Source organism: Holdemania sp. 1001095H_141210_F2, assembly GCF_015558105.1.
Taxonomy (GTDB): domain Bacteria; phylum Bacillota_I; class Bacilli_A; order Erysipelotrichales; family Erysipelotrichaceae; genus Holdemania.
Window position 1 is genome coordinate 1 of the sequence record NZ_JADNPO010000038.1, and the last position, 15,509, is coordinate 15,509.

The 15,509-nt window shown below is 52.9% G+C and carries 14 protein-coding genes; 9 read left to right on the top strand and 5 right to left on the bottom strand.

Annotation, left to right across the window (positions count from 1 at the left end):
• The first annotated feature begins 164 nt into the window (after positions 1-164).
• Positions 165-1,004, top strand: a complete 840-nt coding sequence (locus I2G61_RS14980; protein ID WP_072684248.1) for an HAD family hydrolase — start codon at positions 165-167, stop codon at positions 1,002-1,004.
• A gap of 104 nt (positions 1,005-1,108) precedes the next feature.
• Here the strand turns inward: I2G61_RS14980 and I2G61_RS14985 are convergent, their stop codons facing one another.
• From I2G61_RS14985 to def, 4 genes are all read right to left on the bottom strand, one after another.
• The gene (locus I2G61_RS14985; protein WP_072684249.1) at positions 1,109-1,963 is read right to left on the bottom strand and encodes a carbon-nitrogen hydrolase family protein; all 855 of its coding nucleotides are present in this window, start codon (positions 1,961-1,963) and stop codon (positions 1,109-1,111) included.
• 6 nt (positions 1,964-1,969) lie between these two features.
• Positions 1,970-2,527, bottom strand: coding sequence for a histidine phosphatase family protein (locus I2G61_RS14990; RefSeq protein ID WP_195548415.1), 558 nt, complete (start codon positions 2,525-2,527; stop codon positions 1,970-1,972).
• A gap of 48 nt (positions 2,528-2,575) precedes the next feature.
• On the bottom strand, positions 2,576-4,540 hold the full coding sequence (rnjA, locus tag I2G61_RS14995; RefSeq protein ID WP_139248599.1) for a ribonuclease J1: 1,965 nt from the start codon (positions 4,538-4,540) through the stop codon (positions 2,576-2,578).
• Positions 4,541-4,765: 225 nt separating this feature from the next.
• Complete coding sequence (def, locus tag I2G61_RS15000) at positions 4,766-5,335, bottom strand: peptide deformylase (RefSeq protein ID WP_072684251.1); 570 nt, start codon at positions 5,333-5,335, stop codon at positions 4,766-4,768.
• Between the two features lie 253 nt (positions 5,336-5,588).
• On the opposite strand from def, the gene I2G61_RS15005 reads away from it, so the two are divergent.
• The 3 genes from I2G61_RS15005 to coaD all read left to right on the top strand — a co-directional run bounded on the left by I2G61_RS15005 (position 5,589) and on the right by coaD (position 8,103).
• Positions 5,589-6,782, top strand: a complete 1,194-nt coding sequence (locus tag I2G61_RS15005; RefSeq protein ID WP_072684252.1) for an FtsW/RodA/SpoVE family cell cycle protein — start codon at positions 5,589-5,591, stop codon at positions 6,780-6,782.
• A gap of 89 nt (positions 6,783-6,871) precedes the next feature.
• Positions 6,872-7,603, top strand: coding sequence for a 16S rRNA (guanine(966)-N(2))-methyltransferase RsmD (gene rsmD, locus I2G61_RS15010; protein ID WP_255524715.1), 732 nt, complete (start codon positions 6,872-6,874; stop codon positions 7,601-7,603).
• The gene (gene coaD, locus I2G61_RS15015; RefSeq protein ID WP_072684253.1) at positions 7,600-8,103 is read left to right on the top strand and encodes a pantetheine-phosphate adenylyltransferase; all 504 of its coding nucleotides are present in this window, start codon (positions 7,600-7,602) and stop codon (positions 8,101-8,103) included. The genes rsmD and coaD overlap by 4 nt, the downstream gene beginning before the upstream one ends.
• Positions 8,104-8,396: 293 nt before the next feature.
• Here the strand turns inward: coaD and I2G61_RS15020 are convergent, their stop codons facing one another.
• Positions 8,397-9,311, bottom strand: a complete 915-nt coding sequence (locus I2G61_RS15020; protein ID WP_072684254.1) for a hypothetical protein — start codon at positions 9,309-9,311, stop codon at positions 8,397-8,399.
• A gap of 163 nt (positions 9,312-9,474) precedes the next feature.
• Between I2G61_RS15020 and hrcA the strand changes: the two genes are divergently transcribed.
• Genes hrcA through dnaJ form a run of 5 tightly spaced genes read left to right on the top strand, consistent with a single transcriptional unit; the run spans position 9,475 to position 15,468 of the window.
• Complete coding sequence (hrcA, locus tag I2G61_RS15025) at positions 9,475-10,500, top strand: heat-inducible transcriptional repressor HrcA (protein WP_072684255.1); 1,026 nt, start codon at positions 9,475-9,477, stop codon at positions 10,498-10,500.
• On the top strand, positions 10,493-11,158 hold the full coding sequence (grpE, locus tag I2G61_RS15030; RefSeq protein WP_195548416.1) for a nucleotide exchange factor GrpE: 666 nt from the start codon (positions 10,493-10,495) through the stop codon (positions 11,156-11,158). The genes hrcA and grpE overlap by 8 nt, the downstream gene beginning before the upstream one ends.
• Before the next feature lie 44 nt (positions 11,159-11,202).
• Positions 11,203-13,011 (top strand): molecular chaperone DnaK, encoded by a 1,809-nt coding sequence (gene dnaK / locus I2G61_RS15035; protein ID WP_072684256.1) that lies wholly within the window; start codon positions 11,203-11,205, stop codon positions 13,009-13,011.
• Positions 12,971-14,320 carry a polysaccharide deacetylase family protein gene (locus I2G61_RS15040; RefSeq protein ID WP_159432777.1) on the top strand — a complete coding sequence of 450 codons (1,350 nt, stop codon included), beginning with the start codon at positions 12,971-12,973 and terminating at the stop codon, positions 14,318-14,320. Before dnaK ends, I2G61_RS15040 begins: the two co-directional genes overlap by 41 nt.
• A 17-nt stretch (positions 14,321-14,337) precedes the next feature.
• The gene (gene dnaJ / locus I2G61_RS15045; protein WP_072684258.1) at positions 14,338-15,468 is read left to right on the top strand and encodes a molecular chaperone DnaJ; all 1,131 of its coding nucleotides are present in this window, start codon (positions 14,338-14,340) and stop codon (positions 15,466-15,468) included.
• Positions 15,469-15,509: the final 41 nt, after the last annotated feature.

Below are 15,509 nucleotides of genomic sequence, written 5' to 3' on the forward strand. Positions count from 1 at the left end.
TTTTTTTATGCTCAAGAAAAAAAGGCGTTGGTTTCCACCAACACCAAAATTTATAGAACCAAAATAAGCTGAAAACAGTCCGAAAGGGCTGTTTTTTTCTGACATTCTCCGCTAAAATGAAAAGCAGGATCAAAGAAAAAAAACGAACAGGATGAGGAAATAAGATGATCAAGTTAATCGTATGTGATTTTGACGGAACGATTTTAGAGCGCAGCACTCAGCTGATTTATCCGCGTGTCGCTGAAGCTCTGCGCAAAGCGAAAGCGGATGGGATTGAATTCTGCGCGGCAACCGGCCGCAACGCTCCGGCTGCCCGGCGGATTCTGGAAGGCTCCAAGGTCGAAGGCTGGATGATCGATCTCAACGGCGCGGAGCTGCGCGATCCGCAAGGACAGGTTCGGGCCGTTCAGGCCTTGGATAAGAATCTGGTGCAGCGTCTGCTTCCCAAACTGAGACATCCCGAGGTGCTGACCACGCTGTACAGCGGCGAGCTGAAATATACATTTCTGCCCGTAGAGGAGCACTATCGGCGCTATTTTACAGTTCCTGGCTGCGGCAAAACTCCGCAGAACACGCCGCTGAGTCAGTTTGAAGCGGATTATCGGCAATTCGAAAGACTGGAAGAACTCGCCGACCCGATCTTTAAGGTTGAGATGCGCAGCGCGTCGCTGGACGCTCTGCATCAGATCCGCGGTCAGATCGACGACATACCGCAGATCGCGCTGACTTCGGCGTTTACGCATAATCTGGAAGTGCTTCCGATCACCTGCAACAAAGCCTCCGCGTTAACACAGCTGCAGGAAATCCTCAAGCTGCGGAAAGAAGAGATCGCAGTCTTCGGCGATGATCTGAACGATTTGTGCTTGTTTGAACAGTTTCCCCTCAGCTATGCCGTGGCCAACGCCAAGCCGGAAATCCTCAAGCGCGCTCACGCGGTGATTGGGGCGTGCGATCAACAGGGGCCAGCGGATGTGATCTTCGGTTTCAGCAGCGAAACACGATAAAGAAAACGGATTTCATTTCCATCGCCAACAGAAGCGAAGGGGAGAAATCCGTTTTTTACTGATGACCATACTAAACGTCATTGAAATAGAATAATTGCGATTGACTATTTCCGGCAGAGATGGCGGTAGGCGTTAACTTTTCTGTATTTGCCCAGATCTTCCCGCTTTCGATAGGCGCGCAGTGCGTCGATATCAAACGTTGCATAGACCAGACCGTCTTCCGTTTCGCTCGCTACTGTCAGACAGTTATCCTGGCAATCCCAGACCTGGGGATGAAAGGCGCACGAACATCCCGCTTTTTCTCCCGGCGGATTCGCCATCGCGACGCCGACCTGGTTCTGCATTGCCGCTACGGAAAGCTCCTGAAGGCGGAACGGCTTGATATCGCCGCAGTCGTTGGGAATTAAGATCAGCTCGGCGCCTTGAAGCATAAGCTCCCGGGCACTTTCCGGATATTCCCGGTCGTAACAGATCATCGTGCCAAGGCAGAGATCCTCAAAATGACAGACCTTGAATTCTTCGCCGCTCTCGAGATAACGCTCAAACGAAAAATCACAGGTATGCACTTTACTGTATTTCATGAGCACCGTACCGTTTCGGTCGATGAGATAAGCGCTGTTTTGAGGATATTTCTTCCCTTGAGTAAAAGCCGTGATTTCCACACCGATGGCATGGCGTTTTGCGGCTTGGCAGATTATATTCAATGCGGCGCTTTCATCCGTCAGGGCGTTCTCACACCAGGCGCGGAAGCTGGGGGCGTCTTCCAGACTTTCCACCGGCGTAAGGGTTTCACAGATTTCAGGAAACGCATAGCTTGTCAGGAAGCACTCCGGAAACAGGATAAAGTCGGCGTCCGCCTGCTTCGCTTCCGCGATATAGCGAAGTGCAAGCATCGTGTTTTCCTGAACGTCGGTTGTTTTCGTTTTGTGCTGAACCAGCGCAATTTTAAATTTATTCATTTTACTTCATCCTTTGCTTTGTTCTGTATTTTGATCACGTATGCAGGAATCAAGATCGAATGCCGCGATCTCCCCGTTTTCAGGATGGAAGCCGCACAGTGACTGGATCACCAGACCATGGCAGACAACGAGGATGTCTCCCAGGCCGCAATAACGCCGCAAGACACGGATCATGCGCCGGCGCATCGCGGGAAGGGATTCCCAGGCTTTTTCTTCGCCGGGCGGATAAAACCCGCCACAGACCTGAAATTCATCGTAATGCCGCGCTGCCTGCTCGTCCGGTAAATAAACGTAGGTTTGATCGGCCACCCATTCGTGCAGATCAGTTTCTACCTGCAGCGGAATCTGGAAGCAGCGGGAAAGAATCGCGGCGCTTTGTAAAGCACGGGTGTAAGGCGGGGATAAGATCAGCCGGGCTTGGGCAAGCCGGGGATCGGCCGCTGTCATTTCGATCTCCTGCATGCCTTTGACGGAAAGGGGCGCGAGATGATTGCCGAATCCCTGATAAATTTTTGTGTCTTTTTCTGTATAATCCGCAGAACCATGACGAATGAGATAAAACATCATAAACCTCCTGATTTCTTTAAATGTGAACAGAAAAAACGCCGATCGTTAAGATTCAGCGTTGTTTTGTTTCGTTTTGGAATGTGTCCGGCTTGGTGTTTCGCCATTTTCAGCCGGGGCTTTTTTTGTTTTTGCCGGTGTGCTTCTCGGCTTGCGTGTCCGCTTTACCGCGCCTTCCTCATCCTTATGCGCCGCAGCGGCCGCTTCGCGTTTCTGCTGCATCTGCAGCATTGCGGCCTTCTGGTTCAGGATCACCGGAATGACGATCGGATTGCGGTTGGTCTTCTTATACAGATACGGTTCCAGCGAACTGCGGATACAATTCTTTAATTCGCCGAAGGTCGTTTTCTGCATCATTTTTTTCTTTAAAGCTTCATAAACGATCATTTCCGCTTCCTTCAAGAGCGTCTGACTTTCCTTGATGAAGACGAAGCCGCGGGAAACGATATTCGGCCGGCACAGAATTTTATTCGTGCGCGAATCGATCGTGACGATGACCGCGACTAAGCCGTTATCGGCCAGAATCTTGCGGTCGCGCAGCACCGCTGTGCTCAAGCCGGATATATCGTTGCCGTCGACATAGATATCGTCGGTCTGGATGCGGGTTTCCGCTTGGAAGACTTCGCCGTCGCGCAGCACCAGCACGTCGCCGTTAGCGCAGATGAACGTATTCTCGCGCGGGACGCCGGTTTCAATCGCGCTCTCCGCATGGATCCTCAACATTTTGTATTCGCCGTGCACCGGCATGAAGTATTTCGGCTTGATCAGCTGGAGCATCAGCTTCTGTTCCTCTTGGGAACCGTGGCCGGTCGTATGCAGGGAGGTCAGCGGGCTGTTGACCAGCACGTTGGCGCCGACCCGCGTCAGCTGATTGACGACCTGGGAAACGCTGACCGCGTTGCCCGGGATCGGATTGGACGAGAACACGACGGTATCGCCCGGAATGATTTTAATCCAGCGGTGCGTACCGTTGGCAATCCGGCTTAACGCCGCTAACGGTTCGCCTTGGGAACCTGTGCAGACGATGCAGATCTTACTGGCCGGCAGCGAATTCAGCTGGTCCGGCGTAATGAAATGCTTCTCCGGAATGGCGATGATGCCGAGCTTGCGTGCAATCTGCACGACGTTTTCCATCGACCGCCCGAAGACGGCGACCTTGCGTCCGCAGGCTACGGCCGCTTCCAGAATCTGACCGACGCGGTTAACGTTGGAGGCAAAGGTGGAAACGATTAAGCGGCCCGGCGTTTTGCGGGTGATTTCCAATAAGGATTTCGCGACTTTTTTCTCACTGATCGAGAAGCCGGAAACCTCGGAATTGGTCGAATCGCTCATCAGCAGGCTGACGCCGATCTGACCGATGTATGCCATTTTCTGATAATCGCTGTTGGTGCCGATCGGGGTCAGGTCGAACTTGAAGTCGCCGGTCTCCACGATCCGGCCGTTTGGCGTGTTGATCAAAATTCCCAGAGAATCCGGGATCGAGTGAATCGTGTTGAAGAAGCCGACCTGGAAATGATTGGTCGTGATCCGCGAATCCTCGTTGATCTGCACGAGCTTGACCTGCCGGCTCATCCGCCGTTCCTCCAGCTTTTTCTGAATCAGGGAGCAGGCGAAGCGCGGCGCGTAGATTTTATCGAGCCGGATCGACTGCAGGAAAAACGGAATGCCGCCGATGTGATCCTCGTGTCCGTGCGTAATGATTAACGCCTTGACTTTCGCCTGATTTTTAATCAGATAGGAATAATCCGGAATGACGTAATCGACGCCTAACAGATTTTCTTCCGGAAACCGGACGCCGGCGTCGACGATGATAATTTCATCCTGATGCTCAAAGCAATACATGTTTTTACCGATCTCACCCAAACCGCCCAGAGCGTAGATGAGCGTGTCGGTATCCCGATGAAACGGAGTTTCGACGACCTCGCTGACGGCGCCCGCAGGAATGGACTTCTTGCGGGGAGTTGATTTACGCGGTGCTTTTTTTGCAGGCGTCGCTGCAGTATTTTCTTTCATTATTTACCTCTTTTCTTTATTCTTAAAAAACAATGCACCTGTCTTTTAATGATTGATGTTCGCTTCTTTGCTAATCCCTTGGCAGGGGAGACGATTTCACGGCTAAACCGCGGGATGGCCTGAAATGAATTTCAGCTCCCCGCGGCAGCCAAAAACGATGAGTTTTCTGATTTTATTTATAAAGGGAAACGCCGTTGGAAAGACCGGCAGGAACGAAAAACGGAATTATTCGATCACAATCGCATTTTCAACGGGAGCATACGGATCGTTTTGATTGATCCGGTCATAGAACAGAATGCCGCTGAAATGGTCGATCTCATGCTGCAGGACGATGGCCACATACCCGGATGCCCGGAAAGTCACCTCGCGGTCCTGAAGCATATCGTAGCCTTTGACCTTGATCCGTGCGCTGCGGATGACGTAGCCTGGATGATCGTCGAGAACGGACAGGCAGCCCTCGCCGGATTTCAAATAGGAGTTCTGGACAGACTGAGAAATGATTTTTGCGTTGGCCAGCGCGTATTCGTAATGAATCGGATTGCCGTTTTTATCTTCTTCATCCACAACCACAGCCAGAAGCTGCTTGGGGATGCCGATCTGAATCGCCGCGATGCCCACCGCCGGACGCAGATTCTTGGTTTCCGCCAACTGGGGATCCGTCGATTCCTTGACGTAGGTTAAAAGCTCCATTAACGTATTTTTATCTTCTTCGGACAACGGCAAAGACACCGGCGCTGATTTATCGCGCAGATGGGCGTCATTGTCCTTTACAATGGTATCCATGTTTATGTTCATAAAATCTACCTCACTTTATATAATACTCAAGAAATGCAAAGAAGGAAAGGAAAATTTGACGAAAGCTTTCCATAAATTGATTTTTAAGCGCTTTCTTTTTCTTCTTTCTGCCAGAAACAGCCCAATTTTGACGATTCTTTCCTTTATTCTATTCAAAACCAGTCTCCTCGTCACGTCCTTTGATTGTCAAAAACAGAACTTCAATTCTTTTGTGCAGGGCTGGGATTTATGGTAAAATGTCACCAGGAGGCGGATGAATTTGACGCAGAAAAAAAAGACTTCTTTTCGGATGCCGTACCGGTATGATTTGATCATCCATCTCTGTACGCTGATTTTAGCGGTGTTCGGTTTGTTCATGGTCGCTTCGGCAACGATGGGTCTGGCATCGGGCAACGTGATGACGCTGATGAAAACAATCATGAAACAGCTGGCGTTCACGGTTCTGGGATATCTGGGCATGGTGACGATGGCACGCTGGTTTACGTTTGAACGTATGAAGAAAAATATTACGCCGATCGTCAGCCTGACGCTGGTGCTGCTTTTGTTAGCCCTGTGTTGGGAGGTTGGCGGCGCACGGGCCTGGATCAAAATTCCCTTTCCGGGCCAGGAGATCACGATCCAGCCCTCGGAGTTTTCCAAGGTTGTCATCATCATGGTCATGGCGACATATCTGGGCGATATCCGCAACCTGAAGCTGACGGCCAAAGACTTGATGCGCAACCCGCTCTTGATCGTCGGGGGCTTCTGCTTCATCGTCGCAATCCTGCAGTCGGACTTCGGTTCGGCGATCGTCATGGCGGGGATCGCGTGCATCTGTTTTCTGATCCCCTACCATCCCTCGTTAGTACGGCTGCAGAAGATGCTGGTGATGTTGCTGATCATCGGGGTTGTGCTGATCGTATGGATCCTGTCGCCAATGGGCGAACACCTGATCGAAGCGCTGCCGTTTAAGAACTATCAGATCAACCGCTTCACCTCGGCGATGAATCCATTTGCGGATAAATACGGCACGGGCTTCCAGCTGATCAACGGACTGGTGTCCTTTGCCAGCGGCGGATGGCAGGGCGTGGGGTATGGCAAGTCGATTCAGAAGTATACGAACTTCCCGGCGGCGAACACGGATTTTATCCTGGCGATCGTCGTCGAGGAACTGGGCATCTTTGGTTTCTTATTGATTTTTATCTGTTATGCGCTGATCGTCGGGCGGATGTTTATCTACGCGATCCGGATGAAAAGTCAGCGCGGGCGGATTGTTTTGATCGGCGTTTCAATGTATTTCTTCATTCACTTTTTGTTCAATGTCGGCGGCGTAACCGGCTTGATCCCGCTGACGGGCGTGCCGCTGTTAATGATTTCCGCAGGGGGTTCCAGTACGTTGTCCGTCATGGTGGCGGTTGGCATGGGCCAGGCGGTGATCTCGCAATACCGTCAGGGGAAGATAGAATAAGACGTTAAACGCGGGCCGGCATAAACGGCGAAGGACAACGCTGGTAGGAAAAATGGCGATGTAAGAAAGCGGAGCGGGCTTAACGATGCTTGTTTATAGGAAAAGCCGGCGATTGGAAAAAAGAAAGAAAAGAATTCCCGAAGCGACTCGGGAATTCCAAAGAAAGGGAGAGGAGAAACAAAGATTGGGGGATAGCATCTTTCGATGCACTAGTATCTTGCCCGAGTTTTCCGTCCTTTATACACACAAGGAGTAAAAAAATGCGAATTGTTGCAGGAAAATTTCGTTCCCGGCTGATTCAGGCGCCCAAAGGCGATCAGACCCGGCCGACGCTGGATAAGGTCAAGGAAGCAGTATTCAGCCGGATCGGCCCGTATTTTGACGGCGGCGTCATGCTGGATCTGTTTGCGGGCAGCGGCTCAATGGGACTGGAGGCGCTGTCGCGAGGCGTGGAGCATGTTTATTTTGTCGACCGCAGTCCGGCCGCGGCGGCCGTGATCAAAGCCAATATTGCTTCGCTTCAGGTTGAAGCGCAGTGCGACGTCTGGAAGTGCGATAGCTTCGCGGCGTTAAGACGATTGGCGGGCATGGGTGTTCAACTGGATTTGGTTTATCTGGATCCGCCTTATCAGAAGCAGCAGCTGCACAAGATCATGCAGCAGCTCGACGCGTTAAATCTGATCCGCGATCACGGACAGGTGATTCTGGAGAGTCTAAAGGAAGACGAGTTTGACGAGGCCTACCATCAGCTGCATCGCGTCAAGGAAGCAACTTACGGCATCAGCCGCATCAGTTATTATCGAAAGGAAACAGAACTATGAAACGAGCATGTTATCCGGGATCGTTCGATCCCCCGACCTATGGTCATCTGGACATCATCACGCGGGCATCGTCGGTCTTCGACGAGCTGATCATTGCGATCATGAAGAATCCGAACAAACGCAACGCCTTTACTGAGGAAGAGCGCGTGCGGATGCTGCAGGAGATCACGCGCGATCTGCCGAATGTCAAAGTTGTGGTCGGCCATGGTTTGACGGTGGAATTTGCAAAGTCGATCGGCGTGCAGGTGCTGATCCGCGGCATCCGGGCGGTCATGGATTATGAATATGAGCTGCAGCAGGCGACGGCCAATATGTTTCTGGATGAGACGATTGAAACGGTGTTCTTCGTTGCCCGGCCGCGGTATTCCTTTCTATCGTCGTCCGTATCCAAGGAAATCGCGCTGAACAACGGCGATCTGTCGAAGTTTATCCCGGAAGCCATCATCAATGAGGTTGAAGAAGAGCTGAACCCGCTGAAAAAGAAAACCGGTGGGGAATAACGGCGATTTCCCAGCGGGGAAAAACCGCCGCGGCAGACTTCACTGCCCGCAGGCAGGACGGGTGAGAAGGAACGCAGGCTTTGAAACAAACAGTACAGGATTTTACAGGCGGTTCCATTGATCAGGATAACGCTGAAAATGGGGGCTGAAAAATCACCCGGCCAGATTTTAGACAGACAGAGGCTTCAGACGAGCGCTGGAAAATAAAAAGAGCCGCGGCGGATCCGAAAATAAGGAAATTCGCCGCGGTTTTCCTGTGGTTTTAAGCCAGAAAGGACAAATGAAAGCAATGATCAGCCGCGCAGTCTTTGCAGCATCATCAAGAAGAGGAAGAGACCGCCGGCCAGGCCGGTCTGCATCAGCCGGTAAGCGAGATAACGCAGATAAGCCAGATGAAGATGCGGCGTGAGCGAGAGGACCTGCAGATGCACGCTGAAGCTGGCAAATCCCAGCACCAGCGTCATCAGCAGCGCTTTCAGGGGCACGGCCAGCGGCAGCAGCGCCAGATTGTTGGTGCCTAAGGAAAACTCGGTCACGCACTGAATCGGCAGATGCCAGGCAGCAGGCAGCTTCATCGTCGCTAAATTCAGCAGTACCAGTGTCAGCAGAAGATACGCCCCGATGAAATATAAGCTGACGCCGGCCTGGACAACCGCGTCTTTTAAATTCTCAAATAAGGAAGGAACGGATCCGCGCGGATCCAGTTGCAACGCAACGGGCGTCTTGCGCGTAAAGAACAGCAGCAGCATCACGGCGAAGAATTCCGCCAGCCAGATCATCAAGCCGTATTGAAAGGATCGCAGCAGAACCGAACCGCAGGTGATCAAGATAAACGACGGCGTGCTGACCGTAACGCAGCAAGCCAGCCGCTGCCCCTCAGCCTGCGAAAGCCGGCCATCCCGCACATAATCGTCGATCAGGATCTGTCCGGCGGGCGAGCCGAGAAAGAAGGAAGCGAAGACTAAGGAAAAAGCGGCCGGCGAGATGCGGAACAAGCGCTCGGTAAATCCAAACAGCCGCCTTGAGAGGGCGGCTAACAATCCCTGACCATCAAGGATGCGGATTACGACCATCGCCGCAAACAACGACGGCACCAGTTTTTCAAACCAAATCGACAACGCCTGACAGGATGCCTGGTAGGTTACCGATCCATAATAAAGCAGCGCGGCCAGCAGCGTGAAAAAGATGATTGTCATTCCTTTTTTCATAGGCAAAAAGCCTCCTGGTAAAGTGTATGAGTCCCAAGCTGAAAGTCGAACAGCGATAAGCTTGAAAACTTGAAAAAAATTAGCACTTTTAACTTGACAGTGCTAACAAGCTGGATTATACTGTTAGCAGACATCGGGAAAGAGTGCTAAAGGAGGCGGGATGATGCTGACACCAAGGCGGATTGAAATCTTCAAGGCCATTGTCGACGAGTTCGTTCAGACAGCCGAGCCGGTCGGTTCCAAGACTCTGATGGAAAAGTATCAGCTCCCTTACTCCAGCGCAACGATCCGCAACGACATGATGGTCCTGGAAGAAATGGGACTGCTGGAAAAAACACATACCTCCAGCGGCCGCGTGCCTTCCACAAAAGGCTATAAGTTCTATTGCGAACATCTGATGGAACACAAGGTCGATAACCAGCTGGAAGTGGCAGTCCGCCAGCAGCTGGCCAGCAAACCGCTGAATTTGGACGATGCCATCCGCGAGAGCTGCAACATCCTCTCGCAGATGACGAACCTGACTTCCGGCGTGCTGGGGCCGGATGCGAGCCGGCAGCGGCTGGAGCATGTCAAGCTGTTCCCGATCAGCAACCGAAGTGCTGTGGCAGTCTTTATTACCGATCTGGGGCATACGGAAAACCGGACGTTCCAGTTCGACGACGACCTGTCAGTAGACGATATCCAAACCTGCTGCCAGATTCTGAACGACCGATTGAAGGGCACTTTGATCAAAGACGTCGTGGATAAGATGGATTCGATCAAACCGATCCTGGCGGCGCATGTCAAACGGCATGAAATGTTGTTTCAGGCGTTTGTCAACGCGTTTGTCAAGTTCGCGAGCGAGAACGTATATTTCAGCGGCCAGAACAACATGTTGTACCAGCCGGAATTTGCCGACATTGAAAAGCTGAAGGAATTGATGACGATGATGGAGAACCCGAGCCTGTGGCGTCAGATCGGCACCACAACCAATTCGGAGCTGGCGCTGAAGATGAACGAAAACGCCCAGCTGGTATGGGTCAACGACATGGCCGTCGTCACCAGCAAGTTCAAGCTTGGTTCCGAGGAGGAAGGCCAGCTGATGGTCTTCGGACCATCCCGGATGGATTACGACAAAATTGTTTCGCTGTTGGAAATGGTCAGTCAGTCGATCGAGAGTTTATACGGAAAAGGAGGCAGCCATGAATAACCAGGAAGAAATGAAAAAAGACGAGCAGAACGCCGAACCGGAAACGGCTGCGGCGCCGGGCGAGACCGAAGAAATGACGGAAAGCCCGCAGGTGGAACCGGAAGCGCCGGCCGCGGAAGAAGCGGCGGAGCAGCCGGAAGAAAAAAAGGAAGACAAGAAAGACGAGAAGAAGAAAGGCTTCTTCTCCAAGAAAAATGAAATTGAAGAACTGAAGACACGGATCAGCGAGCTGGAAGGGGAAAACGTTAAACTGAAGAACGAATACCTGAAAGCCTACGCGGATACGGAGAATACCCGGCGGCGTCTTCAGCAGGAAGCCGAGCAAACCCGGAAATACCGGATCCAAAGTTTCGCGCTCGATATCCTGCCGGTTCTGGACAATCTGGAACGGGCGCTGGCAATCGAGCCGACGCCGGAAACCGAAAGCTACCGCAAAGGCGTGGAAATGATTTATCAGCAGCTCATTCACGCGCTGACCAAAGAGGGCGTGAGCGAGATCGAAGCGCAGGGCAAGGAATTCGATCCGAATTTCCATCAGGCTTTGATGATGGAAGCGGTCGAGGGCGTCGAACCCAACCACGTCACCGAGGTGCTGCAGAAGGGCTACATGTTAAAAGACCGAATCCTGCGCGCCGCGATGGTCAAGGTCAGCGAATAAGCAAATAAGTGAAAATGTGTAAATAAATAAGGAGGATTTCTATTATGGGAAAAATTATCGGTATTGACTTAGGTACAACCAACAGCTGCGTCGCCGTCATGGAAGGCAGCGAAGCCAAAGTAATCACCAACCCGGAAGGCAACCGCACCACACCGTCCGTCGTCGCGTTTAAGAACAACGAACGGATCGTCGGCGATGCGGCGAAGCGTCAGGTCGTCACCAACAAGGATTCGATTATTTCGATCAAGCGGAAAATGGGCACCAATGAGAAAGTTCAGCTCAACGGCAAGGAATACACGCCGCAGGAAATTTCCGCGATGATCTTAGGCTACATGAAGGACTATGCGGAAAGCTATTTAGGCGAGAAGGTCGACAAGGCCGTCATCACCGTTCCGGCTTACTTCAACGACGCGCAGCGTCAGGCGACGAAAGACGCCGGTAAGATCGCGGGCCTGGAAGTGGAACGGATCATCAACGAACCGACAGCGGCAGCGCTGGCATTCGGTATCGACAAGACTGACAAGGAACAGAAAGTCCTCGTCTTTGACCTGGGCGGCGGTACGTTCGACGTTTCGATTCTGGATCTGGCCGACGGCACCTTTGAAGTTCTGGCAACCGCAGGCGACAACCATTTAGGCGGCGATGATTTCGATAACGTGGTCGTCGACTGGATGGCAGATCAGTTCAGAAAAGAAAATGGTATTGATCTGAAGCAGGACCGGATGGCGCTGCAGAGAATGAAGGAAGCGGCGGAAAAGGCCAAGAAGGATCTGTCCGGTATGGTTCAGACACAGATTTCCCTGCCGTTCATCAGCGCCGGCGCAGCCGGACCGCTGCACTTTGAAGCGACGCTGACCCGCGCGCAGTTTGACGCGATGACCAAATCGCTGGTCGACCGCACGGTTGTTCCGGTTCGTCAGGCATTGAAGGATGCCGGCTTAACCAAGAATGATATTGATCAGGTCCTGTTAGTCGGCGGCTCAACCCGAATCCCGGCGGTTCAGGAAGCTGTCCGTCAGGAATTAGGCAAGGAACCGAACCGTTCCGTCAACCCGGATGAAGTCGTAGCCTTGGGCGCGGCGATCCAGGGCGGCGTCATCAGCGGCGACGTCAAGGACGTCTTACTGCTGGACGTTACACCGTTAAGCTTAGGTATCGAAACGCTGGGCGGCGTCATGACCGTGCTGATCCCAAGAAATACAACGATCCCGACTTCCAAGAGCCAGGTCTTCTCGACAGCGGCGGACAATCAGCCGGCGGTTGATATCCATGTCCTGCAGGGCGAACGTCCGATGGCCAACGATAACAAGACGCTGGGCAACTTCCAGTTAGGCGGCATCGCACCGGCCCGCCGCGGCGTTCCGCAGATCGAAGTTACCTTTGACATTGACGTCAACGGTATCGTCCACGTTTCAGCGAAGGACAAGGGCACAGGCAAGTCCCAGTCGATCACCATCTCCAACTCTTCCGGATTAAGCGATGAAGAAATCGATCGGATGGTTCGTGAGGCGGAAGATCACAAGGCGGAAGACGATAAGCGCAAAGAAGAAATCGAATTGAAGAACCGCGCGGAAGCGTTCATCAATCAGATCGACGAAACACTGAATACGGAAAACGCGAACGTCACCGATCAGCAGAAGGAAGAAGTCAAGAAGCTGCGCGACGAACTGCGCACGGCAATTGACAACAACGATATCGACACGCTGAAGACCAAGATGGAACAGCTTGAAAAGGCAGCCAACGATATGGCTCAGGCGATGTATCAGCAGCAGGCGGGTGCTCCGGGTGCTGATGCGGGCGCAGGCGCTCAGGATGACAATGTCGTCGATGCCGATTTCAAGGAAAAGAAATAACAATTCACGCCGCACAAAAATCCTGGTTTCCATACTGGGATTTCTGTGTTTGAGCGTGCTGATCAGCGGTTGTTCCCGCACCCCCAAGAACAACGCCGGTCAGTTGGAAAATGCGGACAACGCCGTGCTGACAAGCTCGCTGAGCGAGGAACAGCTGGCGCATGTCAAAGAATGCAACGGCCGCTGCGTCAGCAGCGATCAGCCGGTGGAGCTCGTCGTGATGAACGGCGGCAAACCGGAACCGTTTGCCGTGCTGCAGCCGGGGCAGCTGGTTCAGTTAAAAGAAATCAACGATCCGAATCTGATCACTTCACAATATCTGCCCTTGGATGGAATGGATCAGGAGGGCGGTGCGCAGGTATTGGTCAACGCGCTGGAGGTAACGCCTTCCGGTCGCTGGCTGAATCCGACCAATCATTTACTGGAAAAGGATTTTGCGGTGAAGCTGAAGGCCGGCACCCGGATGCTGGATGACAACGGCGAAACGATCCTGACGACCAGCACGGATCAGCAATGGCTGGTGTATGCCCAGAAGGACGGCGCTTACGGCGTTGAGCTGCAGGGACGAATCGTCTGGGTGGATTCCGCTCAGGTTGAAGAAACGATCGCCCGGCCAGGCAGTGGCGGACCGGCGGCTACGTCGCTGCCAGTGCTGATGTATCACTTCTTTTACAGTGAAGCCGAGGGTCAGAGCCGCGAAAACGTGAATTTCGTCGAGGTGGAGGAATTCCGCGGGCAGCTGCAGGCGTTGCAGGAGGGCGGCTACGTCGCGCTGACGATGCGCGAAGTGGAAATGATGATGAAAGGCTGGGCGGATGTGCCGGAGAAATCGGTCGCGATTACGATCGACGACGGCGATCCGAGGGTTTATCAATATGCTTATCCGGTATTAAAGGATTTCGGCTATAACGCGACGCTGTTTCTGATCACGGGCTGGATGAATCCGCAGCTGCCGTATGAGTTTTTTCAGATGCGCGAGGATGGCTTAGAGCTGCAGTCGCATTCCTTCCTGATGCATCAGGGCGGATGCAAGGCCGGCCATGGCGGACGGATCCTGTGCGTCGATCACGATGAGGGCGTAGCGGATACCCGGCAGTCGCTGGAATATGTCGACGGCGGCTTCGTCTACTGTTATCCGTTTGGCGACGTGAACGATCACGCCGTAGAAATTTTACAGGAAGCTGGGGTTCAGCTGGCTTTTACGACAGAATATGGTAAAATAAAACCCGGAATGGATTTGTACAGGTTGCCGCGGATCCGGGTTACCGGCGGCGCGGGCCTGGACCGGTTCATCAAAAGTATAGAGTAGCAGGAGGGTGATGTTTTATGAGCGAAAAGCGCGACTATTATGAAGTCCTGGGCATCAGCAAAGGCGCTTCCGATGATGAAATAAAAAAAGCCTATCGAAAACTGGCGAAGCAATACCATCCGGATGTGAACAAGGAACCGGGTGCAGAAGAAAAATTTAAAGAAGTCAACGAGGCCTACGAAGTGCTCAGCGACCCGCAGAAACGGGCGACCTATGATCAGTTCGGTCATGCGGGAATGGACGGTATGGGCGCCGGCGGCTTCGGCGGCGGTTTTGGCGGCGGCGGATTTGACGATCTGAACGATATCTTCGGATCGTTCTTCGGCGGCGGCTTTGGCGGCGGCGGATCCCGGGCCCGGTCCAACGGCCCGCGCAAGGGTCAGGACCGCTACATGCAGATGAAGATCAGCTTTATGGACGCGATCTTCGGCAAGACGGAGACGATCACGATCGACGTGGATGAACAGTGTTCTCAATGCATGGGAACCGGTGCGCATTCCAAGGATGACGTTACCGTCTGTCCGACGTGTCACGGTTCCGGAACGGTCGTTACGCAGCAGCGGACGCCGTTCGGGGTATTCCAGTCCCAGAGTGTCTGCCCGGACTGCGGCGGCACGGGTAAGAAAATCCGTAAAAAATGCTCCAAGTGCGGCGGCAAGGGTTATGAACATAAACGCGTGAGCGTCGACGTCAAGATCCCGGCCGGCATTCAGTCCGGGCAGCAGCTGCGGGTATCCGGCAAAGGTGAACGCGGCGCCAACGGCGGGCCAAACGGCGATCTGTATATCGAGATCATGGTCATGAAGCACGATTATTTCGTGCGCGACGGCCGGAATATCTACATTACGATTCCGATTTCTTCAGTGGACGCAACACTGGGCTGTTCGGTCGACGTGCCAACGGTTTATGGCGACGTCGAGCTGACGATTCCTTCAGGAACGCAGAACGGCCAGCAGTTCCGGCTGAAAGGCAAGGGCGTGAAAGATCTGCGCGGGTCTGGTCAAGGCGATCAGCTCGTTGAGGTGAAGATCGAAATCCCGAAGAAGCTGAGCGGCGAAGAAAAAGAAATGTATGAAAAGCTGCGCAAGCTGCAGGCGAAAGGCGGGAAGGAATCCGTCTTCGACAAGTTCAAGAAAGCTTTTAAATAACGATGGAAAGGGTTTCGGGACAACGAACCCTTTTCTTAAAA